The organism is Kitasatospora sp. NPDC056181, from assembly GCF_042266225.1.
GTDB lineage: Bacteria > Actinomycetota > Actinomycetes > Streptomycetales > Streptomycetaceae > Kitasatospora.
On the sequence record NZ_JBHJUK010000011.1, the window covers coordinates 1 to 24792 of the forward strand.

Genomic DNA, 24792 nt, shown 5'->3' on the forward strand with positions numbered 1-24792 from the left:
GGGGCTGTGGGGGGTTCCGGGGGGGTGGTGGTGGTGTCACCCGCTATAACACCCCCCGCCCCCGGTGTCGGGGGGCGCCGGCGGGTGTTTTTTTCCCACCGGGCGCCCCCCCGCTGCCGTTCCGCAAGGGGTTCGCCGGCGCCCACGGCCTCGGGCAGGTCCGGCAGATCGCTCGATCGCGGTGCTCGAAGCCCACGTTAGGGTGGGGCTCATGCCGGACCCCGAATTGCAACGGATCGGTGCCTTCCTCGCCGGGTTCGCCCGTCGGCAGGCCGGGCGCACCACCGAACTCCCGTGCGGGTTCGCGGTGTACGACGACCGGTTCGCCGAGTCGTGGTCGCACAACCAGGTCGTCGTCGACCGCGGTGGTGTCGACCCGGTCGCACTGCCCGCCCTGGTGGACGAGGCCATGGGGGACCGGTCGTACCGTCTCGTCTCGGTGCTCGACGGGGACTTCGGGGACGTGTGCATCGGGCCGTTCCAGCGCGCCGGGTACCGGCACCACACCTACCTGGTGATGCTGCACACCGGTCCGGCGCCCACCGCCGACGGACGCCGGGCCGAGGACGTCGACCTGGAGGCGATCCGGGAACCGCTGACGGCGCGCTGGCGCTCCTGGCTGCCGGAGGCCGCCGACGAGGTGATCACCATGCTGGTCGACCGCCGCGAGACGCGCCGACGCGGGGCCGAGGTCGTGCAGTTCCTGGGGTCGCGGGCGGAGAACGGCGAGGTGGCCGCCTGGGCCGACCTCTATCTCGAACCCGGGCTCGGCATCGCCCAGATCGAGGACGTGATGACCGCCGAGGCCCACCTGCGGCGCGGACACGCCGACGCGGTCCTGGCCACCGCTCTGCGCCGGGCGGCCGCCGCAGGTTGCGGCACCCGCTTCCTCACTGCCGATGCCGACGACTGGCCTCGCCACTGGTACGAGCGACGCGGCTTCACCGTCATCGGCCGCACCCACGGCTTCGAGCGCACCTGACGGCAGCCGGTGACGGGAGCCGGCGACGGGAGCGGGACGGGAGCGGGCGACGGGAGCGGGTGACCCGTCGTCGCGGCGCGGGCCCCCGCGGGCGGAAGCGGGTCATTCCACGTCGGTACGGCCGACTTGGGTCCATCCGCTGTTTCCTCCACCAGTTCCCTCACCCCCACTCCGACCTGTCGGCCAGGCGGCGGTACCACCAGAACTGCGTGCGCCACTGGCGTCGGTGTGTGAACGGATCCGGCAGGGTGCGGCGCAGCAACACCGCGTCCAGAGGCTTCACGAGGCGGCCGAGCTCGGCGCGGGCCCGTGCCGGCAGTCGCTCCAGGACTTCCTCCAGCACGTCGCGTGCGTACCTGACGTCGTCGAAGGCGCACCCGGGGCACGGGCACGCCGCCTCCTGCGGGTACAGCGGACGCCTGCTGAGCGGCTGCAGGAAGTCGCGGTACCGCCGCAATGCCTCTTCGGTGGCGCCCGGGCGGATGTAGAAGCTGCCGCTCAGGAACTCGACCCGGCGCACGGCCAGACTCGCCCCGGCGGAGAGTCCGTGGATCCGGAACGGCGGGGCCGGCCCCCAGATGCGGGAGACCTGTTGTTCAGCGCGCAGGGCGCGCGGCCGTCTACGCGGCATCGGCCTTTCGGTACGTGATCACGGGCGCCATGCTGCCAGGAACGGCTGTCCTTCCGCACCTGGATTTCCGTCTGGTACGCACCTGTTCCGCCCCTGCCCGAACACCGGTCGGACCGGTCACGCGGCCGGTTGTGCGTCGGCTGCGTCGGCCGGGTGTGCGTCGGCCGCGCCTGGCCAGGTGTGCGCCGGCCGGGGTGGGACCCGGCCGGCGCATCGTGAATGACGGGGTGTCAGCCCAGGTGTCGGGTGAAGAACCGCACCGAGCTGTCCAGCTCGAACAGCGGGACGTCGCCGTGCCGGCCGGGGTTGGCGTGGAGCGTCTTCTCGGCCGAGGCGAAGAGGTCGAACAGCGCGAGGGCCTCGGCCCGCGGGACCCGTTCGTCGTCCCACTGCACCAGGAACTCCACCGGGACGGTGATCCGCGCGGCCGCCTCGGTGGAGGTCTGCCGATCCCCGTTCAGACCCAGGACCGCAGCGCGGACCCGGGGCTCGGCGGCGACGAACGGAACGCCGAGCCCGCAGCCCAGCGACAGCCCCCAGTATCCGACCGGGCCGGCGTCGACGTGATCGAGATCCTGGAGCGCGTCCAGGACCGCGCGCCACTCCGGGACGCTCTGGCCGGCGATGAGGGCGTGGACGTCGGCGAGCACCGGAGTCACGTCACCGCCGGTCTGCATGCGAGTCCTCATCTCGGCGATGAGCAGGTCGAGTTCCTCGCTCCTCGGACGGTCGCCGTGGCCGGGCGCATCGACGGCCGCCACTGCGAAACCGCATTCGGCCGCGAACCGGCGGGCGCGCGCCACGATGCCGGGGGCCGTCTTGTGCTGACCGCCGCCGTGCCCCATCAGAATCAGCGGGCGTGCGCCGACGGCGCCGTCCGGCGTCCACAGCACGCCGGGGATCGCACCGAAGGTGAAGGGGAGGGCGAAGTGTCGTTCGGTGACGCCGTCGGACGACGTCTGGGAGGTGAAGCGCATGTGCGTTTCGAGCCTTTCGGGATGCCTGTGCGGGCGCTCCCTAGACCACGGGAGGGAGGGAGCCCCGACCTGTCACAGCGTTGATCGGTCTCACCTCCTTGGTTCGCGGCAGCATCGTGCGACGCAGAACGTATCACGGGCGGCTTCGCGCCGGCGCGGGCATTTCCGCCGGTGCGAGCTTCCGCCGGCGCGAGCTTCCGCCGGTACGACGCGAGCAACCGGCGATGAGCAGTGGCCGACCGGGAGCGAGGCTGCGCCCACCGGGGACGGTCCGCACCCACCGGCAACGGGTCGCACCCACCGGCAACGGGTCGCACCCACCGGGGACGGTCCCCACCCACCGGGGATGAGACGCGAGCCGGGACCTCCCCCGGCGGAGGGAGTGGTCCGAGTCGGCGGGAGGACGTGGCCGGGCCGTGCACGGGCGAGTCTGGGGGCATGTCCTCTCCCGCGAACACTGTTGCTCCGGCGCCGCGTTGGGCCGTCCGCGCCGCACATGCCGCCGCCCTCACCACCGTTCCCTCCGGACTCTGGCGGATCGCGTTGGGCCTCGGCCTTCCGGTGGGCTACAGCGACGAGGTGCTTCGCGAGAACTTCGACATCCCCGGCTGGGGCGTGGTCTACGTGATCGGGCTCAGCGTGGTCTCCGAGGCCTTCGCCCTGTTGACGCTCGGTCTGGTCCGGCCCTGGGGCGAGGTGGTGCCGCGCTGGATCCCGGTCATCGGAGGCCGGCGCGTCCATCCGCTGGCCGCGGTGGTCCCCGCCGCCCTCGGCGCGGTGGCCCTGGTCTGCATCTGGAGCGGCTTCGTGTTCTGGTGGAGCGTCGAGGAGACCCCGGCGATGCAGGGGCCGTGGCACACCATCGTCGGCATCCTCTACCAGCCGCTCGTCCTCTGGGGCCCGCTGCTCGCAGCCGTGACCGTGTCGTACTACCGCCGCCACCGCTGAGCGAGGGAGCGAGGAAGGGAGCCGTACGCGGTTCCCGGAGCGTGCCCGGCACAGGAAGTCGGGCCCGCCGACTTCCTGTGCGCCACCCGGCCGAGGCCGAGGGCGACTTCGCATTCCCGATGATCCCGCGCGGCTCTTCGCCTCCGGCGCCAGGACGACAGCCGGAGCCTGACCACCGATGCCCCCGATCATTCGGGCCCGGGCCGGTGCGCCCATTCCTGGTCGAGGATGCTGAAGACTTCGGAGTCACGCCAGCCGTCCCGGATCAGCGCGGTGTGCCGGTGTCGGCCCTCGTGGGTCATGCCGAGCTTGCCCAGCACCCGGGCCGATGCAACGTTGCGAGGATCGCAGGTCGCATAGATCCGGTGCAGTCCTATCAGCCCAAACCCTCTGCCGAGAAGTTCCCCGCCGATGGCTGTGCCCACGCCTCGACCCCACATCTGAGGATGCACGAGATAGGAGATCTCGCCCTGACGGTGAGCCAGGCTACGAACCTTCAGCTCGCCGATACCGACGAGTTCACCGTCAAGGCAGGCCGCATACACGAATCTCGCCTGCGGGGACCGCAGCCGGGCATCCACCGCGCCTTGGACGAAGTCCCGCGTCTGTTCCTCGGTGTTCGGCCCCCACGCCTGGTAGCGGCAGGCCTCCGGCAGGCTGGCGAAGGCATGTACAGCGTGGCAGTCACCGACAACGAGCTCGCGCATGGTCACCGGGGTTTTGATCACGAGCCGATCCTGTCAGGCCGGTATCGCCGAATACCAGTACCAAGTCGCGAGGCTCCCACACGATCAAGATCGCATCGTTGTCGTGCGGCAACGCGTAAGACGTTGTCCTGTGTGGTGACCTTCACCAGCCGCTTGTGGCAGGTGACGAGGGTGGCGAGGTACCGCCGCGTCGCTCGCCGCTACGAACGCGACCACCTGCTCGACCTGGCCTCTGTGCCCTTGCCTCGCCCGCGGTGAGCGGCCGGCCCTTCGCCGACCCCTACGTCGTGCACCACGCCGCACAGCGGGTGGCGGCGGTGGGCGGCCCGGACGGCGGCCCGCAGCTGTTCGTGGAGCGCGTTCTCCGGAGGTGGATGGACGGGCCGTGTCGTGAACCGTCCCAGGTCGGCCGCGAACTGTGCGGGCGGATGCATTGCTTCGGCCGCCACATGATCAACGCTGAGAGCACGGAACTCTTCAGCCCGGGGGTTCGCCGATACCTGGTGGGTCGGGCGCGGGCGTTGGCCTGGTCGGCGAGCCGACGGCGTCCGAGCGCCCGGTTCGCCTCGGCACGGTTGCCGGCGCCCCGTTGGTCGGAGGCTCGCTCAATTCGCAGGCCGACGCGCTCGGCCGCAGCGCGTCGGTGCGTCCAGGTCTCACGCCCGGGGAGTTTCGGCATCGATCGACTGATTTGTGATCACGGTTCGGCGACCTTCCGTCCCGCCGAGGTTTGAATGGCCCATCCCGACGTTCGAGCAGCGATAGGTTGCGGAGGCAAACACCTTGATCATCACGGGGGATTCACCATTTCCACTCAGTCTGCCGAGCTGCCACACGGCGCCGCGCCCACCGAGCCCACCGCGCCCACCGATCTCACCAAGCCCACCGGGTCCACCTCCGACGCCGCGGCCCCGGACCTGCCCGTCTACGGCGAGGGGCAGCTCAGCTGCCAGTACTGCGGCTCCGTCCCGGCCGTGAACGCGACCTTCCGCGGGCACCAGGGCTTTATCGTGATCATGAGGTACCTGAAGCGCCGGGGACCGTACTGCCGCAGCTGCGGCATCGCCGCGCATCGGGACATGACCTCCGACAGCCTCTGGCAGGGCTGGTGGGGCATACCTTCGATGATCGTCAACCCCATCGTCATGCTGATTAACATCCCGCAGCGACTGAAGGTCAACAAGCTGCCGGAGCCGCTGCCCGGGGCGCCCCGCCCGCCGGCGAACCCGGGCAAGCCGGTGTACCTGCGACCCACGATCCTCGGTGTGCTCATCCCGGCGATCCTGGTCTCGCTGATCGTCCTCATGGAGAAGGGCGACCCCGAGTTCGCCAAGGCCGGCGACTGCATCCACAACAAGAACTCGATCATCCTGCCCGGTGCCGTCGACAGCAACCCCGACGTCGAAGTGGTCCCCTGCTCCGACCCCAAGGCCGAGGCCCGTGTCGTGGGCCGCGAGGACGACACCAATGACGGCGAGGGCGTGTGCCGGAAGTCCTTCCCTGACGCTGACGGCTACTTCACCTACAAGCGGGGCAGCGACAAGTACACCCTCTGCCTTCAGAGCCTGAAGCAGAAGCCGGGCAAGATCTCCGTCTCGTAGCGGGGGCACTCGGGGCGGGCTGTTCGCTGATTTCCGCTGGCAGCCTGCCCTTGCCCACACTTCTTGATCCGCCCAGATCTTCTCGATGCCCGGGTGGCCGAGCGTCACCCCTTCTCTGCGCGGGGTGGGGGTGGAGGCAGAGGAGCGGAGTAGGAAGTCGGCGGGGCCGACTTCCTGTTGAGAAGGCCCCGCAGCTCCTGGGGAGGGGCGACGGGGCCCGTGGGGCGCCGGCTGCTCAGGTGGCGTCGAACTCGCCGGCGCGGACGGCCGTGACGAAGGACTGCCAGGCGGCGGAGGGGAAGACGAGGGCGGGCCCGCTGGGGTCCTTGGAGTCCCGGACGGGCATGACGCCCGGGTGTCCGGGGGAGACCTCGATGCACTGGCCGGCATCCCCGCTGTAGGTGCTCTTTCGCCAACTGGCGCCGACAAGAGTCATGTTGATAGATCCTTCCGGGCTGTACGGATCACGTCCAAGGACACGGCCCGCATCGGGGCTTCAACCTGGAGCCGATCGTATCGTCTGCGCCAAATCGCGACCGTTGGTCGGTCTCGTTCCAGGAAGCCACGATTCGGAATCTCGGTGTACCCGAGCTGGTTCTCATCGGGCATGGTCAGGAGCGTGACGGCTGACTGGTAAGGGCGGGTGCCGAGGGAGAACGGCACCACCTGGACGAGGACGTTCGGGCATGCCGCCAAATCTTCGAGGTGTCGAAGCTGTTGCGCCATGATGCCAGCGCTGCCGAGCGACCAGCGAATGACGCTCTCGGCCAAGGCCACGTAGATCAATGGGGGCTGGGCGCGCGAAAGTAGCTGCTGACGAGTCAGCCGGAAGTTGAGTCGCTCATCGGCCTGGTCGGTGGTGATTTCTCCACGGAGGACTGCTTCGGAGAGTTCGGCCTCGGCATACTCCGGGGTCTGGAGCAGTCCGGGCATCAGCGAGACCTCATAGAGGCGCAGTTCCTTGGCTTTGGCTTCGAAACCGGCGAACTCGGTGAAGCCTTCGGCGAGCCCGGCCGAGTTGGATGCCTGCTGCCACATCAGGGCGAGGGTGCCGTGGGTCTTCAGTGCGCTGTCTGCTGCGCGGGCGAACCTCAGCGACACCTGCTTGGTCCCAAGTTCGGCGAAGGACACGGTCGAGTAATGGAAGTCGATGAGCTTGGCCAGCTGGGACTGTGTGAGCCCCGCTGCCTCGCGTGACCGGCGGAGTTGAACGCCGAACGGCGCCCATCGACCTGATGTTGGATCAAGGTCCTTGCGGTTGACCATGCGTGCTCCAGCTTGGACGGCCGGGAAGTCAAGTCCAATTTCGCTTCCGATGCTAATCGCGTCCAGGGGAGGATGGGTGCAGAACGTGAAACTCCAACTGCGGAGAGTGCCCATGCGTGCCACTCGTACCCAACCCACCACCAAACTCCACGGCTACGGCGTGCGTTGGGATCCGGCGGCCCAGGCTTATCGGGTGCGGAACGAGAGGACGGGGGAGTGGCTTCTCGACTCCTCCGGCCGGCTTGCCGGTTTCTCCTCCTTCTCTGCCGCCGAGGCCGCCTACCGCGCCTTCGAGCCCCGTCGGCGGGCCGTCTGATGGGGCCGATCCTCGACCGCGCGACCGCCGAGCAGCGGCGGGAGGCGGCCCTTGCCGTCGAGGACCTGATCGCCGTCCTCGCACTCGCCGATGCCAAGCTCCCCTCCGTCGAAGTCGACTGGGAGTACGGCCGGTTGACCGGCGCCTACCTGATCAACCTCGGTTCCGCCCGCACCGCCCAGATCCTCCGGATCACCGATCTCCTCCGGCGGGGTCTGCGTCACGAGCGGGTGGCCGGAGCTGAGTGACATCGCGCTGGTCGGCCGCTTCCTCTGGTGGCTGCTGTTCGTCGCCGCCCCCGACCCCGCCCCCGACCCCGCCCCCGACCCCGCCCCCGACCCCGCCCCCGACCCCGCCCCCGACCCCGCCTCCGCCTCCGACCCTGCCTCCGCGTCCCCCATGCCCCCGCCGCTGCACCACCCCGGAAAGTGAGCACGCCCGTGTGCCCCACGCGTGACCCCCGGCTCCTTGCGAAGCTCCCCGCCTGCCGTATCGGCGCTCTCGTCCTCCTCCGCAACCAGGCCGGCCACGTCCTCCTCGTCGACCCGGACCATCTGGACGGCCTCGTCCTCCCCGGCGGCCCGGCCCTCCCCAACGAGCCGCCGCATCTCGCCGCCGCCCGCCACCTGCACGCCCAGACCGGTCTGCTCCGCCGCGTGACCCAGCTCCTCGCGGTCGACTTCACCCCCGCCGACCGCTACCTCGAACGCCTCAACCTGGTCTTCGACGGCGGCGCCGTCACCGACCGCGACACGCAGCGCGTCACCGTCCCTCCCCGGTGCGGCTCCGGCCTCCACGGCGCCCGGTTCGCCGACCCTGCGCACCTCTCCGCCCTCATGAGCCCCGCGCAGAACGCCCGCGTCCAGCAGGCCCTCGCCAACCTCGGGCGCGCCCTTCCGCTGCTCCTCCACGGCCAGCGCGCGGCCTGACGGCTCGTCGGCGGCCGATTGTCAGTCCCTCACGTCACAATCCCCGCATGGAGAAACCTGTGATCGTTTCGGCCGAGGAGTGGCAGCTCGCGCGCGATGAACTGCTCAAGGCCGAGAAGGAACTGACGCGCGCTCAGGACGCGCTCGCGGCACGCCGCCGCCGTCTGCCGATGGTGAGGTTCGCCAACGACTACGCCTTCGACACCCCGACGGGGACGAAGACCCTGCTCGACCTGTTCGAGGGCCGGAACCAGCTGGTCGTCTACCAGTTCATGGACCGGGGGCCGGGCCGGATCTGCCCGGGCTGCCAGGGCTTCACCGACAACATCCCCGTGGGCGCCCTGGAGGGGCTGGCCGAGCGCGGGGTCACCTGGGTGCACGTGTCGAACATGCCGCTCGCGCAGATCGAGGCGCACAAGGAGCGGACGGGCTGGACGCTGCCGTTCGTCTCGTCGCACGGTACCTCGTTCGCCGAGGACACCGGCGCCGGGGGCGGCTTCCTGCTGAGCGTGTTCCTGCGCGACGGGGGCGACGTCTACCGGACGTACAGCACGTACTCGCGCGGGGTGGACCGGCTGGTCTTCCGCAACAGCGTTCTCGACCTCACGCCCTACGGGCGTCAGGAGGACTGGGAGGACTCGCCGGCGGGCTGGCCGCAGCGGCCCACGTACGGGTGACCGGCCGGGCCTGGGTGGGCGCGTCCGTGAGCGCGCCCACCTGGGAATCCCTGCGGGTGAATCGCGTGAGGGTGCCCTGTCGCACCGAGGGTTGGGCAATCTCACCCAGGGTTGATCACCGGCCAGGTCGTCTCGTCGAAGGTTGATGGGATGGCCGCGGTCTGACGATCCGACCGATCGCGGGTCAGAGACCCGCGGATGCGATGGCGGCCCCGGCCGGGATCGATGGTCGGACCCGCTGGGGTGCCGAGAGTCGGCTGTCGTCAATTTTCGACCATCGCGGCTGCGTCGAGCGACAACCTGACTACCCTGTGTCAGATTTCTGCCCATGAAGACCACCGCAACCTTCTGCACGATCGTCCCACCGCACATCCTCGACAAGCTGGCCCAGTCCGAGGACCCCGCCGTCAGCGAGCCCGCCCGGCGCACTCTCGAGCGCGACGCCCTGTTGCGCACCCAGCGCAGGATCAGCGCGGGACGCGGCGAAGCTGCTCCGGCCGGAACCCCTTCCGACAGGCCACAACGCACCATCTACGACGCGGCACAGCAGGACACGCTGCCGGGTGCGAAGGTGCATGCCGAGAGCGACCGGCCTGCCAAGGACCAGGCGGTCAACCGGGCACACGCCGGGCTCGGCGCGACCTTCGACTTCTACCTCAAGGCGTACGGTCGTCACTCGATCGACGACTGCGGGCTGCCGCTCGACGCCACCGTCCACTACGGCGACAATTACGGGAACGTGTTCTGGAACGGCGAGCAGATGGTCCTCGGTGACGGCATCGGGAAGGTGCTCCTCGACTTCACCGAGTCACCGGAGGTCATCGGCCACGAACTCACCCACGGCGTCACGCAGTCCACCGCCAACCTGGAGTACTTCGGGCAGTCCGGCGCGCTCAACGAGTCGGTCGCGGACGTCTTCGGCTCGCTCGTCAAGCAGTACGCGCTCGGCCAGACCGCGGACCAGGCCGACTGGCTCATCGGCGCCGGACTGTTCGGCCCGGCCATCCGAGGCGTCGCGCTGCGCTCCCTCAAGGCCCCGGGCACTGCCTACGACGACCCCCAACTCGGCAAGGATCCCCAGCCGACAACCATGGACGACTACGTGAGGACCAGTCGCGACAGCGGCGGCGTGCACATCAACTCCGGCATCCCCAACCACGCCTTCTACCTGGTGGCCAGCGCCCTCGGCGGCCATGCCTGGGAGCAGGCCGGAAAGATCTGGTACGCCACGCTGACCGGCGGCGAGCTCGCCGCGGACGCCGACTTCGCGGACTTCGCCAGGCTGACCGCCGCGACCGCTCGAAGCCTGTTCGGCGAAGGCGACGAGATCCAGGCGGTGCTCAAGGCGTGGTCGATGGTCGGCGTGCCCATCGCGTAGACGGAGGAAACGCAGGGTCGGAGGTGACGCGGGCGGCGATCCTCGCCCCACCGACCCTGCGAGCAGGCCAGTCATCAACCTTCGGTGAGATCGCTCAACCTTCGGCGCGGCGGGACAGGGGGCGGTCGTGCGCGGGTGGACGTCGCGCCCGCACCGGGTGCTCCCGTACGGGCGCGGTTGCGACGCCAAGCGCCGTGTACGAATATTCACGGCAGTGTGCACCGGTTGCGACGGCGTGACCACCGATCGTCCCGCGCCGGCTCGTGGCCGTCCGGCGCCCGCCGGATCATGTGGTCAGCGTCCCGCCACCCGGGGCCCGGTTCGGCCGGGACCCCGCCCGGGCCGCCGGGAGCGTCCGGCCCGCCCGTCGTCCGCGATCCGAGGCGGGCGCCGCCCGGGCCGTCACCCGAACGGATCCCGACCGCGCCCGGCCCCACGGGGCGTCCGCCCGGGAGCAGGGCTCTCCGGCGCGGCTGCCACCGGGCACGCGCGCACGCCACCCCAGCAGAGCAGCACCCCCAGCAGAGCAGCACAGAGCATCAGGGAGTCACCATGTCGATGCTGTTGATCAAGGGCTCGTTCCACATCTCCGCGCAGGCCAAGCCGGACGGCGACACCATCGGGTTCATCCCCGACTACGTGGGCGAGTGGAAGCTCGTCCACGGGAAGCCGCTCCGGCCCTCCGCCGACGGCCACGTCAACGTCCGGCTGGAGGCCATCGACGCCCTGGAGACCCACTACCCGGGCGCCAACAAGCACGACGAGCACCAGCCGCTGACGTACGCCGACGCCGCCGCGGACGAACTGCTCGACTGGCTGGGCTTCGTGGACATCCAGCGTCACAAGGACGAGACCGTCAGCGTCACGCCCGACCGGGTGGCCGGCTACATCCTCACCCGCGGTACGGACAGCCTCGGCCGCTGCGTGGCACTGGTGGGCCGGGGCCGGGCGCCGGGGGCCAGCGGCTACGAGATCGACGTGGACGACAAGCTCCTGGCGAAGACCGCCAACTACCACCTGCTGTCGAAGGGGCTGGCTTACCCGACCTTCTACCAGGGATTCCCCCAGGACCTGCGCCGCGTCCTGACCAACCTCGTCCACCAGGTGCAGGCCGCCGCGCCCCCCGCCAACGGTCTCTGGTCGCAGGACGCGACGACCACGGGCGCGAAGATCGTCGACATGAAGTCGATCAACACGGACGTGGTGATCCTCCCCAAGCTCTTCCGGCGGCTCAAGGACTACCTGGACCTCGGCGGCGACTCGCTGGCCTGCTTCCCCTCGTTCCTGGCCGGGGCCAACGACGTCTTCACACTTCCCGACGGCAAGCAGCTCCCCGGGCTGCACAGCATCCTGGAGATCACCAACGGGCAGACCCTGCGGCTCACCCACCCCGCGGAAGACCTGCTCTTCGAGGAGAAGTGAGCCTGGGCATCCGGCCATGACCGATGCCGGCCGCGCCGCGGGTGCGGGCCGGCGGCGGTCATCCAGGGTGCGGTGGAGCGGGAGGTCGGCCCGGTCGACTTCCCACTTCGGCTGACGGGGCCGAGGAGTGACGGGGCTTGTGACGGGGCCGAGGGGAGGCCCGGGCTGCCGTAGCCGGACCGTTCCCCCGGCCCCGTAGCGGTGTCTGCAGCCTGTGGCAGGGTGCTCGTTCGGGATGCACGCAGCGAGCGGAGCCAGTCGCAGGTAATGAAGATCAGAAAGATTGCCTCGGGGATCACCGAGATGCAGCTCACCTGCGAGGGCTGGCAGCCCGGGTACGTCGAGCCGTTCCGCTCCGGTGGCTGCGACGGCCTGCTCGTCGGCCGCCTGTCACGTGCCGACGGACGGCGGCACCGGGCCTGATGCCGCCGTCCCGTGCACCCGGTGCGGTGTCGGCCCGGCTCGCCGGTGCCGTGCACCTGGGGGCCGGGCGAGTGCTCAGGCGGGGACGAGCGCGTCCCACTGGTCCCGGGTCGGGCCGTCGTGCGTCGGCGAGAACTCCGGGTGGGCGGCCAGCCAGGCGGTGAGGTGCCGGTCCACCTCGTCGGTGCCGTAGGCGGCCTCGGCGGGTTGCAGGAGATGGCGCACCTGGGCACGGGCCCTCATGACGACGGGGTCGTCGAAGGCACAGGCGGCCAGGGCGGCAGCCCGCCGGTCCGGGGGCGGTGCGCTCTCGGTGAGGCGCTCCTCGTTGGCACGGTCGGCCGTCACCTGTGCGTCGAACCACGGGCGCAGGGCCTGTGCCGTCCAGGAGTGGTAGCCGACCGGGTCCGCGGCCGTGTCGTCGGCATGGGCGGCGAGGTGCTGGGCGGCGCGCAGGCCGAGGGCTACGCCGTGGCCCAGGGTGGGGTTGGTGTGGACGAGGCTGTCCCCGGCGTTGACCAGGCCGGTGACGACGGGCCCGTCGTCGTCGGTGAGGGAGGTCCAGCGGTTGTCCAGGCCGGCCATCGCCAGGACGGCCGACTGCGGCTCGGGGTCCAGGTCGAGCCAGGCGGCCGTGGCGGGGAAGCGGCGGGCGACGGCTTCGAACACGTCGGGGTCGGTGAGCGCGCCGCGGGTCGGATCGCCGGTGGAGAGCACCACGTTCACCGCGAAGGTGTCGTTGTCGGAGGGGAAGACGCCGGCGAGCGCGAACGGCGCGGCCGAGCCGGGCTTCACCCGCCCGGGGTCGCGGGGGCCGTCGGCACGCAGGCGGTACCAGCGGCACAGGTAGGCGATCCCGGCGCGGTGGCTTTCGACCACGGGCGGGCGGCAGCCGGCCGCGGTCAGCCAGGCGGGAACCGGTGAGCGCCGACCGGACGCATCGACGACGAGGTCCGCCCGGTGGACCTCCGTGCCCACCCGCACGCCGGTGACCCGGGGAGGGCGGCCCTCCTCGACGGTGAGGGCGTCCACCCGGCAGCCCCGCCGCACGTCGACGGTCCGTTCCCGCTGTACGGCCGCGGTCAGGGCGGCCTCCAGCACGATGCGGCGGGTGCGCAGGGTCACCAGGTCCTCGTCGCCGTCCCGGTGCGGCGGGTGCTCGCCGAACCAGTCGAAGTCGTGGTACTCCCGGGCTCCGCGGGCGAGCAGGTCCGCGTAGACGTCGGGGGTCTCGGCGAGCAGGACAGTGCGGACGGGCGCGAGGAACGAGTGGGGCTGGACGGCCTGGGGGACGCGGGGCCTGTTCCAGCGGAAGAAGTCCTGGTTCAGGTCCTCCCCGGCCGCCCGGGTGTCCTGCTCGAACAACGTGACCGTGTGGCCCCGTCGACCGAGCATGAGTGCCGTCCCCAGCCCGCTGATACCGCCACCGATCACCGCAACCCGCGCCACTGAGCTCCCCTTCGCTTCGCGTCGTGTTGCGAAGTGAGCCTACTGCTTGGTGATCTTCGATCGGCAACCGGGTCCTCCCGGGCCCGGCCGGAGCACCGGGCCGACCGGTGCCGGGCCGTCACGCGCCGAGCTGCCCCCGAACCGTCATGCGCCGGGCCGTGCCGTGACGGTCGTCATCTGATGCGCCGTCATATTCCGTGCGGCCTGGTGGCGGTAGCGACGGGCGGGCCGGCCGTCACGGCCTGTTCAGGTAGGTGAGGACGGCGCGGACGCGGCGGTTGGAGTTGTCGTCGTCGGTGAGGCCGAGTTTGCCGAACATGGAGGTGGTGTACTTGCTGATGGCGCTCTCGCTCAGGAAGAGGCGCTGTCCGATGGCCTGGTTGGACAGTCCCTCGGCCATGAGGCCGAGCACGGAGTGTTCGCGCGGGGTGAGCCCTTCGAGGCGCCGGTTCGAGGGGCCGGCGGACAGCAGGGTGGTGATGACGGCGGGGTCCATCGCGGTCCCGCCGGCGGCGACGCGTTCCAGGGCGTCGATGAACTGGTCGCCGTCGAAGACGCTTTCCTTGAGGAAGTACCCGACGCCACCGCCGCCGTCGGCCAACAGCTCCCGGGCGTAGAGCTGTTCGACGTGCTGGGAGAGGATCAGGACCGGCAGGCCGGGCAGTTGGTGGCGGGCGGCGAGTGCCGCCCGCAGGCCCTCGTCCGACTGGGTCGGCGGCATGCGGACGTCGACGACGGCGACGTCCGGCCGCCACGTCAGCAGCGCGTCGAGCGTCTCGGGCCCGGTCGCCGCGGTCGCGACGACCTCGTGTCCGTACGCGTCGAGGAGGCGGACCATCCCGTCGCGCAGGAGGTAGAGGTCTTCGGCTACAACGATTCGCATGGCACCACCATGGTTGCGACGGTCGGCCCGCCTGCCGGACTGGTGATCTCCAGTGTGCCGTCGAAGACCGCGAGGCGGCGCTGCAGTCCCGCGAGCCCGCCACCGGGGCGCAGGTCCGCTCCGCCGTGGCCGTCGTCCTCCACGGTGACGACGATGCCGGTGTCGTCACGGGTGACGGAGATCCGTGCGCGGGTCGCCCGGGCGTGCTTGACCGCGTTGGTCAGCAGCTCGGCCGTCCCGAAGTACAGGGCGGACTCGATCGGCGGGTCCAGGTCGAGTCGGGGGCCGGCGCCGACGGCCACGTCGAGCGGGCTCGCGAGGGCGAGCGCGCGAACGGCGTCGACCAGCCCCCGCTCGGTCAGGACCGGCGGGTTGATGCCCCTGACCAGCTCGCGGAGTTCGGCCAGTGACGCGGCGGCGCCGGCCCGAACCTCCCGCATCAGGGCTTTGGCCCGGTCGGGGTCGGTCTCCATCAGCTTCTCCGCGGTCGTCAGGGTGAGCCCGAGTGCGACCAGGCGGGCCTGTGCCCCGTCGTGCAGATCCCGCTCGATCCGGCGGATCTCGGCGGCCTGCGCGACCGTCGCGTCCGCGCGTTGGGTCGTGAGCTCGTCCACCCGGTCGGTCAGCAGCATCGCGGGCGACGGGCCCAGGAAGCGGGCCGCCACCGGGCCGACGGGGCGCCAGGCGTACGGGGCTCCGGCGAGGGCCAGGACCAGGCCGAGCGCCCCCGCGGTCCGTGCGGCGGTCGTCGACCCGGTGAGCCCGACGGCCGCCGCCACGAGCCCGGCCGGCGGGACGGCCGCGACCAGCCCGACGGTGACCGGCGCGATCGCGGTGAACCGCAGGTCGCGCCAGGTCGCCGGATCGCTCCAGCGGAGCCGCCGTTGCTGCTCCTCCTCGGCCTCCCGCCGGCTGCGCTTGTACGAGTAGCCGTTCCACCAGTACCCGGTCGACATCCGCACCACGGGAGGGGCCTGCCGGTGGCCGGCGGGAATGACGGTGCCGGTCCAGCGCGCGACGAGGTGGCGGAAGGCCCGACAGACGGGGCCGGACAGGGCGAGGGTGCAGGTGGCCGCCGGGACGAACAACCCCGGCCAGGACCACGGGTTGCCCGCCCACCGGACCGCCACCGCCGCCGCGCCGGCCCACACCGCCGGGACCAGCATGCTGACGACCGCCAGCGCGCAGGCCCGTACGAGTCCCACGCCGGCCCTCGCCGACCACGACACCACCTGTCGCATGATCCTTCCCTCCCGCTTGCCGTGCCGCCCCGCCCCGAGCCGCTTGTCCCGAGCCGCTCCGAACCGCTCCGAACCGCCCGCTCCGAGGCGGCAGCTTGAACCGGCAGGCCGGCAGGCCGGCAGGCGGTTGACCGGCTGATCGGCAGGCCGGATGACCGGCTGACCGAGCCGGCCGGTTCGACCTGATGGTTCCATCGTGCGCCGCCGTGAGCCCGATCTCGGCCTGATCGGCCCGGAAGTGGGCCTGGCCCCACCCACGAGTACGTCCAGGCCCCGACCCGGGCCGCCAGCGCCGGGCGAGCGCCCGTCACGCGCACGGTGACGATACGTCAACAGTTGTGCCTCGGGACGTCGATGGCGTGGAGGAATCGAGCGCGGACGCCACCACCCGTGCGCCCGGCGGGCCTTCGTCCGGGCGTGGCGCAACTCGTGGCCGCTGCGGGCCGCGTCGGCGAAGGAGGTGGCTCCGGCTGACCGGACGGCCGTGCCCACCACCGGGCGGGGCGGTCCGGTCAGCCGGTGGTGGTGTCCAGAAGGTCGTACCTGACCTCGGTCAGCTTCTCCGACAACTCCCAGAGCCGGCGGCCGGTCCCGGGGTCGGCGGCCGTGGGCGACAGCCGTACCCGGGTGGGGTTGCCGCGCAGCTCGCCCGGGCCGTCCGGGCCGATGAACTCCCCGCTCCGGGCGCCCGGTTCGGTGGCCGCGTAGAGCTGGGGCAGGGCGCCCCGGTCGGGGCTCTGGGCGAGCGGCCGGGCGAGGCGGCCGAAGAGCAGCTGGTAGAGGGCGGTCGGCCCGTCGGTCACGATGTTGGTGGCGGAGAAGCCGGGGTGGGCGAGCAGGCTGCGGACGGGGCTGCCGGCCCCGGAGAGCCGCAGGTGGAGCTGCCGGCCGAAGACCGCGTTGGCGAACTTGGACTGGTTGTAGAAGGCCATCGGCGCGTACCGGTGACGGCCGTCGAGGTCGTCGAAGTGGATCCGGCCCCGCCGGTGGTTGATCGAGGTGACCGTGACCACCCGGGGGTCGCGCCCCTCGGCGAGCAGGTCGAGCAGCAGGCCGGTGAGCGCGAAGTGGCCGAGATGGTGGGCGGCGAACTGGAGCTCGTGGCCCTGGGCACTCAAGGTGCGCGGCGGGGCCATCACGCCGGCGTTGTTGACCAGCACGTCCAGGCGGCCGTGGTCGGCCCGCAGGTCACGGGCGAAGGCACGGACCGAGTCGAGGTCGGCGAGGTCGAGCGGGCGGACCTCCAGTCGGGCGTCCGGCTGTGCGGCGTGCAGCTCCGCGGCCGCGCGGTGGCCCTTCCGTTCGTCGCGGACCGCCAGGACGACCTGTGCTCCCCGGCGGGCCAGAGCGCGGGTGGTGGCCAGGCCGAGGCCGCTGTTGGCCCCGGTGACGACGAAGATCCGGCCGGTCTGGTCGGGGATGTGTTCGGCGCTCCAGCTCTGATGCTCTGTCATGCGGCACATGCTGCCGAGCCTGTCACTTGGTGTCAAGATGCCCCTGAGTGTCATGCGGGGCATCGCGGTACCATGCCGGGGTGACCACCCGCCCCGAACTGACCATGGCCGAGCGCAAGCGCCGGCTCGTCGCCGCCGAGCTGGCCGAAGCCGCCCTCCAACTACTGGCGCAGAAGGGGTTCGACGCCGTCACCATCGACGAGATCGCGGCCGCCGCCGGCGTCTCCAAACGGACGTTCTTCCGCTACTTCGCCTCCAAGGAGGACGTCGTCGTCCAGGTCCTGGCCGACCTGGGGCCCGGGATGTGCGCGGAGCTGTCGGCCCGGCCCGCCGGGGAGCGGCCCTCGGCCGCGCTGCGGCACGCCGTCTGGATCTCCCTCGCCGCCTGCGCCGACCGCTCCGGTCAGGCGGGCCGGGCGGACCACGACGACCGCGCCCTGCGGGTGGTGCAGCTGATCCTGCGGACCCCGGCCCTGCTGGCCCGCTTCCTGGAACGCCAGGCGCAGTGGCGCGAGGAGCTGGCGGCGGAGCTGGCGGACCGTCTCCGGCTCGACCCGGCCACCGCGATGTACCCGCCGCTCGCCGCCGGGATGGCGTTGGCCGCCTTCGACGCGGTGCTCAAGAGGTGGAGCGCCAGCGACGGCGCCGAGGACCCGGCGGCCCTGCTGGACCGGGCCTTCGCCGTCCTCGCCCCGGCACTGGACGCCGTGGACTCCGTGGACGCCCTGGGTGCCGCGGACACCGTGGATGCCGTGGGTCCCGTGGGCGCTCCCCGCGCATGAGGGCGTCCGCCCCGGCGGGGAGAGCCGGGGCGGACGCGGACGGGGACGTCGTCGAGGACGTGGCCGGGGGTGGGGACGTGGCCGAGGACGGGGGCGTCGACGACGACGTGGGGGTCAGGCCAGGTCGGCGTCCGGGATCCAGGAGCCGTGGATCATGGCCGGCACCCGGCGCGGGAGGTGGACGGTGGCGACCGGCGGGAGGGAGAGGTCGGAGGCGTCCAGGACGAGCAGTCGGGAGGCGTCGGCGTTGAGGTCGCTGACGACGGTGAGCAGGTAGCCCGCGTCCTCGTCGCCGGCACCCTCGGCCGGGACGAACACCGCCTCGCTCGGGAGCTGCCCGGTGCCGACCGGCAGCAACTGCCGTGCGCCCGTGCCGCGGTCGTACTTGACCAGGGAGTGGTTGCCGATGCCGCGGTCGTCGGGGAAGGACAGCGCGTACTGGTAGCGGTGCTCGCGCCCGAGGAACGCCTCGTTGATGGTCGGGAACTCGACGGTGAGGTCGTCGGTCTGCTCCTCCCGGACCGTGCCGGCCACCAGGTCGACGGTCCAGCGGCGGCCGAGGGAACCGGAGGTGGGCTCGGCACCGCGGTCCGGGGCGCCGACCCACCAGTTCCAGGAGCGCTGCCAGCCCTCCCGGCCCACCGACGGGCCCTCGACGACGATCCGGCCGGCCGCGTCCTCGTAGGCGTTGGCGAGGTGCATCGCGAAGCCCTGGCCGACCTCGAACCAACGGACCTTCGCCGCACCGCCGTTGCCGCGCGGCATGACACCGATCCGGGAGACCTGGGCGTCGCTCCAGCGGTACGGGATGCCCGAGTGCTCGGACAGGTCGAGGGCGACCGAGCCCTCCAGGAAGACCACGTGGTGCTCGGTGATCGCGAAGTCGTGCTTGAGCGCCGCGCTCGCGCCCGGGACCTCCTGGCTGGTCAGCACCGTGCCGTCGGGGGATGAGACGTGGTGGACCAGGTAGGGCGGGAAGGGCGAGGAGGCGAAGAAGTGCAGCTCGCCGGTGACCGGGTCCTCCTTGGGGTGGGCGGTCATGGCGGAGGTGAGCCGCCCGTTCCAGTCGAAGGCGCCGACCGTCTCCAGTTCGGGCGTCAACTCGAACGGGAGCGCGGCCTCGCAGAGCGCGAGCAGCCGGCCGCCGTGCTCGATGACGTGGGTGCCGGCGGTGGAGGCGGTCAGGTCGGGGCCGTGCTCGGTCATGTACGGCGCGCCGTCCAGGGCGGGGGTGTGCACCCAGCGGTTGCGGTACCACTCGGCGCGCCCGTCGCGCAGCCGGATGCCGTGCACCATGCCGCTGCCCTTGAACCAGTGGGTGGGGGTGATACCGGGCTTGGGGTTGTGGCTGTTGCGGATCAGCCGGCCGGTCAGCTCGGGCGGCAGGGTGCCCTCGACGGTCAGGCCGGTGGCGGTGACCTCGTCGGCGACGGGGGTGTAGTGGCCGGTCAGGTAGGGCTTGGCGGCGGCGGTCATGGTGGACTCCTCGGGTTCTCGGCATCGCGGCACCGGCGACGGCGGCGGGCGTGGGGATCGGGCGGGGATCAAGCGGGGCGGAGCGGGATCGGGCGGGGTGGGGCGGGGCCGGTGGGCCCGGGCCGGCGGCCGGGCCCGACGGTTGTTCAGCAGCGCTCGGCCTCGGCCTTGAGCCGGTCGAGCCAGCTCTCCAGGGACGCCCGCAGCGCGGCCTCCAGCTCGGCCGGGTGCGCGTCGACCGGCGCGCCGGACCAGGACTCCTCGGTGTGGACGGTCACCGCACCGTCCGTCTCCGCGAAGGTCCAGACGTGGACTCCCTCGATGCCGTTGGCCGGGCCGCCCCAGACGATCCGCCGGCCGGGGACGAGCTCCAGCAGGGTGGAGGCGATGTCCAGGCCGTGGGTCTGCCAGTGGAACGCGGCGCCGGGGGCGAGCGGGCCGTCCAGGCGGGCCCGGTCGACGTCCGGGAGCCAGGTGGCCCAGGAGTCGATGTCGGTGTGCAGGGACCAGACGACGGCGAGCGGTGCGTGGATCGTGGTGGTCAGGCGGACGATGACGGGCGCGCTCTCGTCGATGGTGTGGACGGTCATGGCGGTCTCTCCCGGAGTGGGTCTGCGGAATGGAACGTGTGGAGTGGAACTGGCAGGACGGACGTGGTGGTGCGCGGGGGCCGGGCCAGGGGCCTGGGCTGCGGCCGTGCGGTTCAGTGCGGTTCAGTGCGGATCAGCGCGGTCCGGCGCGGTCCGGCGCGGATCAGTGCGCTTCGGTGCGGGGCCGGCGCGAGGGCGGCGGCGAGTGCGGCTACGGGCCGTAAAGCGCCGTTCGTACCGGTTTCCGTGCCGGGGGCGACCACGGGAGCTCCTATGTGTGGTTGACCACTCACTCTTGTGGCCAAAGGATGGGCGAGGCGGCGGCCCCGGGGGAGTGCGGGCCGCCGCCCCGCCGCGGCGGGGTGTGGCGTCGGGTGCGGGCCCGGGGCCCGCCGGTCGGTGACCGGTGTCCGGCGCCCAGTGGCCGGGTGCTGCGGTGGAGCGGTGTCTCAGTAGTGCGTGATCCCGGCCGTCAGGGTGCGCGTCCAGGGTGCGTCGACCTCTTCGGCGCCCATCGACACCAGCAGGTGGCAGAGCATGCCGGTGGCGAAGAACTCCTGGATCTGCCGCTCGTCGCCCCCGGAGGCGCCCCGGGTGTACTCGACCAGCCGGGCGTAGCCCGCCCGGACGGCGTCCCGGATCGCCGGCTCGGAGACCGCCGCCGCCTGGGCGTGCAGCTGGACGAGCATCAGGTCGTTGTCGCTGATCAGCTTGGCGTACGCGTCCCCCATGGCGTGCAGGACGGCCTCCGGTGCGCTGCTCTCGGTCTGCGCCGCGCCCTCCTCCAGGCTGGCCCGGACCCGGGTGAAGCAGTGCTCGACGACGGCGACGAACAGTGCCTCCTTGTTGGGGAAGAGGCGGTAGACGTAGGCCTGGGAGATGCCGGCGGCCTTGCCGACCTCGGTGGTCGTGGTGCCGAAGTACCCCCGCGAGGCGAAGGCTCCGATCGCGGTGCGGAGCACCGTCTCACGGCGCTCCTCGGCCGTTGACAACTGGCGGGGGCGTTCGTTCTTCATGTGAGTACTCAATCACTCACACCCTGCCGAGTCAACCCTCCGTCAGTTCCGGCGGTGGTCCCGCAATCGCCCGGCGGATAGCTGGTCCAGACCATTGACGCTCGCCGACCCCGCTCCTAGCATGATCCGCACTGCGGCGGCCATACGGGGGCCCGCCGCCTCGCCGAGCGCGCAGCTCCCTCCCACCGACAGGGCATGCGGCCGAGCCACGTCCGAGCCCTGCCGTCTGTCGACCGCCGGCGCGTCATGAGGAGCACGATGAGCACGTCCGTCCATGCGGCACCCCACGGGCCCGAGCAGGTCGCCCCGGCGTCGGCCGTCCTGACCGTCGGACAGGAACGCCTCTGGTTCCTGGACCAGTTGGACCCGGGGGACGCCTCCTACAACATCCCGCTCGCCCTGCGGCTCACCGGCGAGCTGGACCCGGCCGCCCTGCGCGCCGCCCTCGACGGGGTGGTGGCCCGGCACGAGGCGCTGCGCACCCGGTTCCCGAACGAGGACGGCCGCCCGGCGTCCGTGGTCGACCCCCCGGCACCGCTCCCGTTGGAGGTGGTCGACCTGAGGGGCGAGCCCCACCGGCTCCCCGCGGCCCTCGCCGAGCGCACCAACCGCGGCTTCGACCTCGCCGCCGGCCCGCTGCTGCGCGCCGCCCTGTTCCGCACCGGCGCGCAGGAACACGTGCTCTGCCTGGCCGTGCACCACATCGCGGCCGACGGCTGGTCACTCGGCCTGCTGCGCACCGAACTCGCCGACCGCTACGCCGCACACCGCGCCGGCCGGCCGCTCGACCTGCCGCCGCCGCCCTCCTACCTCGCCCACGCCGCCGCCGAACGCGCGTGGCTGGCCGGACCGGAGGCGCCCGCGGCGCTCGCCTACTGGTGCGACCGCCTCGCCGACGCCCCCGCCCTCGAACTGCCGCTGGAACGGCCCCGGCCCGCCCACCCGGGCAGCGCCGGCGCCTTCCACACCCGTACCCTCCGCGGCCTCGGCCCCGAACTCGACGCCTTCGCCCGCGCCCGCCGCATGACGCCGTTCATGGTGCTGGCCGCCGCCTACCAGGCCGTGCTGCAACGCTGCACCGGGCAGGACGACTTCTGCATCGGCGTGCCCACCGCCGCCCGCACCACGGTCGAGGCCGAGCAGACGGTCGGCTACTTCTCCAGCGCCCTGGTGCTGCGCGCGGACCTCGCCGGTGCACCGACCTTCGCCGACCTGCTGCGCCGTACCCGCAAGGACTGGCTCGGCGCGCTCGGCCACAGCCAGGTGCCGTTCGAGCAGCTCACCGAGGAGCTCCGGGTCGAGCGCGACCCCGGCCGCACGCCGGTCTTCCAGACCCTGCTGACCGTCCACACCCAGAGCGGCGGCGCGCTGGACGAGCACGCCTTCGCCGACCTGCGCTGCACCGAACTCGACGGCGGCTACACGGCGGCCAAGTTCGAACTCGCCCTGGACGTCCGGTGGGACGGCGACGACCTGCTGGCGATCTTCGGGTACCAGACCGAACTGCTCGACGAGGCCTGGATCACCCGGCTCGGCCGCTGGTTCGAGACCCTGCTGCGCGACGCCCTGGCGCGGCCGGACACGCCCGTCCACCGACTGGCCCTGCTGGACGCCGCGGAGCGCGCCGAGGCCGCCGCCACCGCCGGCCCCGCCCCGGCCCCCCACCCGGAGACGGTGCTCGCCGCGATCGACCGCGCCGCCGCCGAGGCCCCGGACGCGCCCGCGCTGGAGAGCCGCGGCGAGCAGCTGTCGCGCGCCCGACTGGCGCGGGAGTCGGCCGGGTTGGCCGCGCGGCTGGCCGCGGCCGGGGTGCGCCGCGGGGACGTCGTCGCGTTCTGCCTGCCGCGCGGGCCCCGTGCGGTGGTCACCATGCTGGCCGCCTGGCGGGCCGGCGCCGCCTACCTGCCGCTGGACCCGGAGTACCCGGCCGCGCGGCTCGCCCTCATGCTGGCCGACAGCGGGGCGAAGGTCCTGGTCACCGCCGACGGACGGCCGGTCGACGGCCTCCCGACGGAGGTCCCGGTGCTCGCCGCGGTCGTCTCCGGTACGGGTGAGCCGTTCGCTGCGGTCGCCTCCGTTGCCGGTGAGCCGTTCGCTGCGGTCGCCTCCGTCGCCGGTGAACCGCTCGCCGCGGTCGCCTCCGTCGCCGGTGGACCGCTTGCGGCGGCCGCCTCCGCCGAGCGGGCGCCCCTGTCGGCGGGTCCCGCCGTCGCCGGGGACGACCCGGCCTACCTCGTCTACACCTCCGGCTCCACCGGCACCCCCAAGGGCGTCCTGGTGCCGCACCGCGCGCTGGCCGCCCGGGTCGCCTGGATGCGCGAGGGCTACGGGATCACCGCCGCCGACCGCGTGCTCCAGTTCGCCTCGCTCTCCTTCGACACCTGCGCCGAGGAGGTGTTCCCGGCGCTCGCCGCCGGCGCCACCCTCGTCGTCGCCGAGCCGGGTGCCGCCCTGCCCGAACAGCTCGCCGAGCCCTCCGCCGCCGGGCTCACCGTCCTCGACCTCCCCACCCCGTACTGGCACCAGCTGGTCGCCGACCTCGATGCCACGCCCTGGCCGGCCGGCCTGCGGCTGCTGATCCTCGGCGCCGACCAGGTGCGGCCGGAATCCGTCGCCGCCTGGCGGGCCCGGTTCGGCGACACCGTCCGGGTGGTCAACTCCTACGGGCCCACCGAGACCACCGTCATCGCCACCACCGCCGAGCTCGGCCCCGCCGACGCCACCGCCCGCCCGCCGATCGGCCGGCCGATCGGCGCCACCACGACGGCCGTCCTCGACCGGCACGGCAACCCCGTCCCGCCCGGCACCCCCGGTGAGCTGGTCATCGGCGGCGACGGCGTCACCCACGGCTACCTGGGCCGCCCCGGCGCCACCGCCCGCGCCTTCGTCCCCGACCCGGACGGCCCGCCCGGCGCCCGCCGCTACCGGACCGGCGACCTCGTCCGCCGCCGCGCCGACGGCGCCCTGGAGTTCCTCGGCCGGCTCGACAGCCAGGTCAAGGTCCGCGGCTTCCGCATCGAGCCCGGCGAGACCGAGAGCGCCCTGCTCGCCCTGCCCGGCGTCGGCCAGGCCGTGGTGACCGTCCGCGGCGACGCCCTGGTCGGCTACGTGGTGCCCGCCGCCGGGGGCGCCGCCCCCGTGCCGGACGCGCTGCGCACCGGGCTCGCCGCCACCCTCCCGCCCCACCTGGTGCCGAACGCCCTGCTCGTCCTGGACGCGCTGCCGCTCACCCCGAACGGCAAGCTCGACCGCCGCGCCCTGCCCGCCCCCGAGAGCCGGCCCGAACTGCGCGCCGCCTACCTCGCCCCGCGCACCGAGGCCGAGGAGCTGGTCGCCGAGGTGTGGCAGGAGGTGCTCGGCGTGGAGCAGGTCGGCGCCCTCGACGACTTCTTCGACCTCGGCGGCCACTCCCTGCTGGCCACCCGCGTCGTCGCCCGCATCCGCTCGACCGTCGACCTGGCCGTGCCGCTGCGCACCCTGTTCACCCACCGGACCGTGGCCGCCTTCGCCGACGCCGTCGAAGCCGCCCTGGTCGCCGAACTCGCCGAGCTGTCCGAGGACGCCGCAGAGGAACTGCTCGCCGCGCAGGACTCCCCGGAAGGGACCACCCCGTCATGAGCACCGACACACCAGTGAGTGCCGAC

Annotated in this window: 24 protein-coding genes; 12 read left to right on the plus strand and 12 right to left on the minus strand. The window is 72.5% G+C overall.

Features of this window, described 5'->3' with window-relative positions; all coding sequences use genetic code 11:
• Positions 1-211: 211 nt before the first annotated feature.
• Positions 212-982: a GNAT family N-acetyltransferase gene (locus tag ACFC1F_RS07180; RefSeq protein WP_376156269.1), complete on the plus strand. Its 771-nt coding sequence runs from the start codon at positions 212-214 to the stop codon at positions 980-982.
• A gap of 160 nt (positions 983-1142) precedes the next feature.
• On the opposite strand, the gene ACFC1F_RS07185 is transcribed toward ACFC1F_RS07180, so the two are convergent.
• Positions 1143-1613, minus strand: a complete 471-nt coding sequence (locus tag ACFC1F_RS07185; protein ID WP_376156270.1) for a hypothetical protein — start codon at positions 1611-1613, stop codon at positions 1143-1145.
• A gap of 230 nt (positions 1614-1843) precedes the next feature.
• Positions 1844-2590, minus strand: a complete 747-nt coding sequence (locus tag ACFC1F_RS07190) for a dienelactone hydrolase family protein (protein ID WP_376156272.1) — start codon at positions 2588-2590, stop codon at positions 1844-1846.
• 438 nt (positions 2591-3028) lie between these two features.
• Between ACFC1F_RS07190 and ACFC1F_RS07195 the strand changes: the two genes are divergently transcribed.
• On the plus strand, positions 3029-3538 hold the full coding sequence (locus ACFC1F_RS07195; RefSeq protein WP_376156274.1) for a hypothetical protein: 510 nt from the start codon (positions 3029-3031) through the stop codon (positions 3536-3538).
• Positions 3539-3726: 188 nt separating this feature from the next.
• Here the strand turns inward: ACFC1F_RS07195 and ACFC1F_RS07200 are convergent, their stop codons facing one another.
• Positions 3727-4266, minus strand: a complete 540-nt coding sequence (locus ACFC1F_RS07200) for a GNAT family N-acetyltransferase (protein WP_376156276.1) — start codon at positions 4264-4266, stop codon at positions 3727-3729.
• A 1058-nt stretch (positions 4267-5324) separates the two neighbouring features.
• On the opposite strand from ACFC1F_RS07200, the gene ACFC1F_RS07205 reads away from it, so the two are divergent.
• Positions 5325-5846: a hypothetical protein gene (locus ACFC1F_RS07205; protein ID WP_376156277.1), complete on the plus strand. Its 522-nt coding sequence runs from the start codon at positions 5325-5327 to the stop codon at positions 5844-5846.
• A gap of 235 nt (positions 5847-6081) precedes the next feature.
• Here ACFC1F_RS07205 and ACFC1F_RS07210 read toward each other — a convergent pair whose 3' ends face one another.
• The gene (locus ACFC1F_RS07210; protein WP_376156279.1) at positions 6082-6282 is read right to left on the minus strand and encodes a DUF397 domain-containing protein; all 201 of its coding nucleotides are present in this window, start codon (positions 6280-6282) and stop codon (positions 6082-6084) included.
• Positions 6279-7112 carry a Scr1 family TA system antitoxin-like transcriptional regulator gene (locus ACFC1F_RS07215; protein ID WP_376156281.1) on the minus strand — a complete coding sequence of 278 codons (834 nt, stop codon included), beginning with the start codon at positions 7110-7112 and terminating at the stop codon, positions 6279-6281. Before ACFC1F_RS07215 ends, ACFC1F_RS07210 begins: the two co-directional genes overlap by 4 nt.
• 112 nt (positions 7113-7224) lie before the next feature.
• Between ACFC1F_RS07215 and ACFC1F_RS07220 the strand changes: the two genes are divergently transcribed.
• The 7 genes from ACFC1F_RS07220 to ACFC1F_RS07250 all read left to right on the plus strand — a co-directional run bounded on the left by ACFC1F_RS07220 (position 7225) and on the right by ACFC1F_RS07250 (position 12257).
• Positions 7225-7428 (plus strand): hypothetical protein, encoded by a 204-nt coding sequence (locus tag ACFC1F_RS07220; RefSeq protein ID WP_376156283.1) that lies wholly within the window; start codon positions 7225-7227, stop codon positions 7426-7428.
• Positions 7428-7676 (plus strand): hypothetical protein, encoded by a 249-nt coding sequence (locus ACFC1F_RS07225; RefSeq protein ID WP_209414807.1) that lies wholly within the window; start codon positions 7428-7430, stop codon positions 7674-7676. The genes ACFC1F_RS07220 and ACFC1F_RS07225 overlap by 1 nt, the downstream gene beginning before the upstream one ends.
• Before the next feature lie 192 nt (positions 7677-7868).
• Complete coding sequence (locus tag ACFC1F_RS07230) at positions 7869-8357, plus strand: NUDIX domain-containing protein (RefSeq protein WP_376156285.1); 489 nt, start codon at positions 7869-7871, stop codon at positions 8355-8357.
• Positions 8358-8404: 47 nt separating this feature from the next.
• Complete coding sequence (locus tag ACFC1F_RS07235; RefSeq protein WP_376156286.1) at positions 8405-9034, plus strand: DUF899 domain-containing protein; 630 nt, start codon at positions 8405-8407, stop codon at positions 9032-9034.
• A gap of 328 nt (positions 9035-9362) precedes the next feature.
• Positions 9363-10412, plus strand: a complete 1050-nt coding sequence (locus tag ACFC1F_RS07240; protein ID WP_376156288.1) for a M4 family metallopeptidase — start codon at positions 9363-9365, stop codon at positions 10410-10412.
• Between the two features lie 552 nt (positions 10413-10964).
• Positions 10965-11834, plus strand: coding sequence for a nuclease (locus ACFC1F_RS07245; protein WP_209414803.1), 870 nt, complete (start codon positions 10965-10967; stop codon positions 11832-11834).
• A gap of 267 nt (positions 11835-12101) precedes the next feature.
• Positions 12102-12257: a hypothetical protein gene (locus tag ACFC1F_RS07250; protein WP_376156289.1), complete on the plus strand. Its 156-nt coding sequence runs from the start codon at positions 12102-12104 to the stop codon at positions 12255-12257.
• 75 nt (positions 12258-12332) lie between these two features.
• Here ACFC1F_RS07250 and ACFC1F_RS07255 read toward each other — a convergent pair whose 3' ends face one another.
• From ACFC1F_RS07255 to ACFC1F_RS07270, 4 genes are all read right to left on the minus strand, one after another.
• On the minus strand, positions 12333-13652 hold the full coding sequence (locus ACFC1F_RS07255) for an NAD(P)/FAD-dependent oxidoreductase (RefSeq protein WP_376156291.1): 1320 nt from the start codon (positions 13650-13652) through the stop codon (positions 12333-12335).
• A 289-nt stretch (positions 13653-13941) separates the two neighbouring features.
• The gene (locus ACFC1F_RS07260; RefSeq protein WP_209414800.1) at positions 13942-14589 is read right to left on the minus strand and encodes a response regulator transcription factor; all 648 of its coding nucleotides are present in this window, start codon (positions 14587-14589) and stop codon (positions 13942-13944) included.
• The gene (locus tag ACFC1F_RS07265) at positions 14574-15830 is read right to left on the minus strand and encodes a sensor histidine kinase (RefSeq protein ID WP_376156293.1); all 1257 of its coding nucleotides are present in this window, start codon (positions 15828-15830) and stop codon (positions 14574-14576) included. The genes ACFC1F_RS07260 and ACFC1F_RS07265 overlap by 16 nt, the downstream gene beginning before the upstream one ends.
• Positions 15831-16342: 512 nt before the next feature.
• Positions 16343-17284: an oxidoreductase gene (locus tag ACFC1F_RS07270; RefSeq protein WP_376156295.1), complete on the minus strand. Its 942-nt coding sequence runs from the start codon at positions 17282-17284 to the stop codon at positions 16343-16345.
• A gap of 104 nt (positions 17285-17388) precedes the next feature.
• On the opposite strand from ACFC1F_RS07270, the gene ACFC1F_RS07275 reads away from it, so the two are divergent.
• Positions 17389-18066, plus strand: coding sequence for a TetR family transcriptional regulator (locus tag ACFC1F_RS07275; RefSeq protein WP_376156387.1), 678 nt, complete (start codon positions 17389-17391; stop codon positions 18064-18066).
• 114 nt (positions 18067-18180) lie between these two features.
• On the opposite strand, the gene ACFC1F_RS07280 is transcribed toward ACFC1F_RS07275, so the two are convergent.
• From ACFC1F_RS07280 to ACFC1F_RS07290, 3 genes are all read right to left on the minus strand, one after another.
• Complete coding sequence (locus tag ACFC1F_RS07280; protein WP_376156297.1) at positions 18181-19542, minus strand: carotenoid oxygenase family protein; 1362 nt, start codon at positions 19540-19542, stop codon at positions 18181-18183.
• 146 nt (positions 19543-19688) lie between these two features.
• The gene (locus tag ACFC1F_RS07285; RefSeq protein ID WP_376156298.1) at positions 19689-20132 is read right to left on the minus strand and encodes an SRPBCC family protein; all 444 of its coding nucleotides are present in this window, start codon (positions 20130-20132) and stop codon (positions 19689-19691) included.
• Positions 20133-20581: 449 nt separating this feature from the next.
• Positions 20582-21148 carry a TetR/AcrR family transcriptional regulator gene (locus ACFC1F_RS07290; RefSeq protein WP_376156300.1) on the minus strand — a complete coding sequence of 189 codons (567 nt, stop codon included), beginning with the start codon at positions 21146-21148 and terminating at the stop codon, positions 20582-20584.
• A gap of 258 nt (positions 21149-21406) precedes the next feature.
• Between ACFC1F_RS07290 and ACFC1F_RS07295 the strand changes: the two genes are divergently transcribed.
• Positions 21407-24766 carry an amino acid adenylation domain-containing protein gene (locus ACFC1F_RS07295; protein ID WP_376156302.1) on the plus strand — a complete coding sequence of 1120 codons (3360 nt, stop codon included), beginning with the start codon at positions 21407-21409 and terminating at the stop codon, positions 24764-24766.
• Positions 24767-24792: the final 26 nt, after the last annotated feature.

Coding starts and splice junctions, on each gene's coding strand:
- ACFC1F_RS07180 (WP_376156269.1), top strand. CDS start 212: ATGCCGGACCCCGAATTGCAACGGATCGGTGCCTTCCTCGCCGGGTTC.
- ACFC1F_RS07185 (WP_376156270.1), bottom strand. CDS start 1,613: ATGCCGCGTAGACGGCCGCGCGCCCTGCGCGCTGAACAACAGGTCTCC.
- ACFC1F_RS07190 (WP_376156272.1), bottom strand. CDS start 2,590: ATGCGCTTCACCTCCCAGACGTCGTCCGACGGCGTCACCGAACGACAC.
- ACFC1F_RS07195 (WP_376156274.1), top strand. CDS start 3,029: ATGTCCTCTCCCGCGAACACTGTTGCTCCGGCGCCGCGTTGGGCCGTC.
- ACFC1F_RS07205 (WP_376156277.1), top strand. CDS start 5,325: ATGACCTCCGACAGCCTCTGGCAGGGCTGGTGGGGCATACCTTCGATG.
- ACFC1F_RS07210 (WP_376156279.1), bottom strand. CDS start 6,282: ATGACTCTTGTCGGCGCCAGTTGGCGAAAGAGCACCTACAGCGGGGAT.
- ACFC1F_RS07215 (WP_376156281.1), bottom strand. CDS start 7,112: ATGGTCAACCGCAAGGACCTTGATCCAACATCAGGTCGATGGGCGCCG.
- ACFC1F_RS07220 (WP_376156283.1), top strand. CDS start 7,225: ATGCGTGCCACTCGTACCCAACCCACCACCAAACTCCACGGCTACGGC.
- ACFC1F_RS07225 (WP_209414807.1), top strand. CDS start 7,428: ATGGGGCCGATCCTCGACCGCGCGACCGCCGAGCAGCGGCGGGAGGCG.
- ACFC1F_RS07235 (WP_376156286.1), top strand. CDS start 8,405: ATGGAGAAACCTGTGATCGTTTCGGCCGAGGAGTGGCAGCTCGCGCGC.
- ACFC1F_RS07240 (WP_376156288.1), top strand. CDS start 9,363: ATGAAGACCACCGCAACCTTCTGCACGATCGTCCCACCGCACATCCTC.
- ACFC1F_RS07245 (WP_209414803.1), top strand. CDS start 10,965: ATGTCGATGCTGTTGATCAAGGGCTCGTTCCACATCTCCGCGCAGGCC.
- ACFC1F_RS07250 (WP_376156289.1), top strand. CDS start 12,102: ATGAAGATCAGAAAGATTGCCTCGGGGATCACCGAGATGCAGCTCACC.
- ACFC1F_RS07255 (WP_376156291.1), bottom strand. CDS start 13,652: ATGCTCGGTCGACGGGGCCACACGGTCACGTTGTTCGAGCAGGACACC.
- ACFC1F_RS07260 (WP_209414800.1), bottom strand. CDS start 14,589: ATGCGAATCGTTGTAGCCGAAGACCTCTACCTCCTGCGCGACGGGATG.
- ACFC1F_RS07265 (WP_376156293.1), bottom strand. CDS start 15,830: ATGCGACAGGTGGTGTCGTGGTCGGCGAGGGCCGGCGTGGGACTCGTA.
- ACFC1F_RS07270 (WP_376156295.1), bottom strand. CDS start 17,284: ATGACAGAGCATCAGAGCTGGAGCGCCGAACACATCCCCGACCAGACC.
- ACFC1F_RS07275 (WP_376156387.1), top strand. CDS start 17,389: ATGGCCGAGCGCAAGCGCCGGCTCGTCGCCGCCGAGCTGGCCGAAGCC.
- ACFC1F_RS07280 (WP_376156297.1), bottom strand. CDS start 19,542: ATGACCGCCGCCGCCAAGCCCTACCTGACCGGCCACTACACCCCCGTC.
- ACFC1F_RS07285 (WP_376156298.1), bottom strand. CDS start 20,132: ATGACCGTCCACACCATCGACGAGAGCGCGCCCGTCATCGTCCGCCTG.
- ACFC1F_RS07290 (WP_376156300.1), bottom strand. CDS start 21,148: ATGAAGAACGAACGCCCCCGCCAGTTGTCAACGGCCGAGGAGCGCCGT.
- ACFC1F_RS07295 (WP_376156302.1), top strand. CDS start 21,407: ATGAGCACGTCCGTCCATGCGGCACCCCACGGGCCCGAGCAGGTCGCC.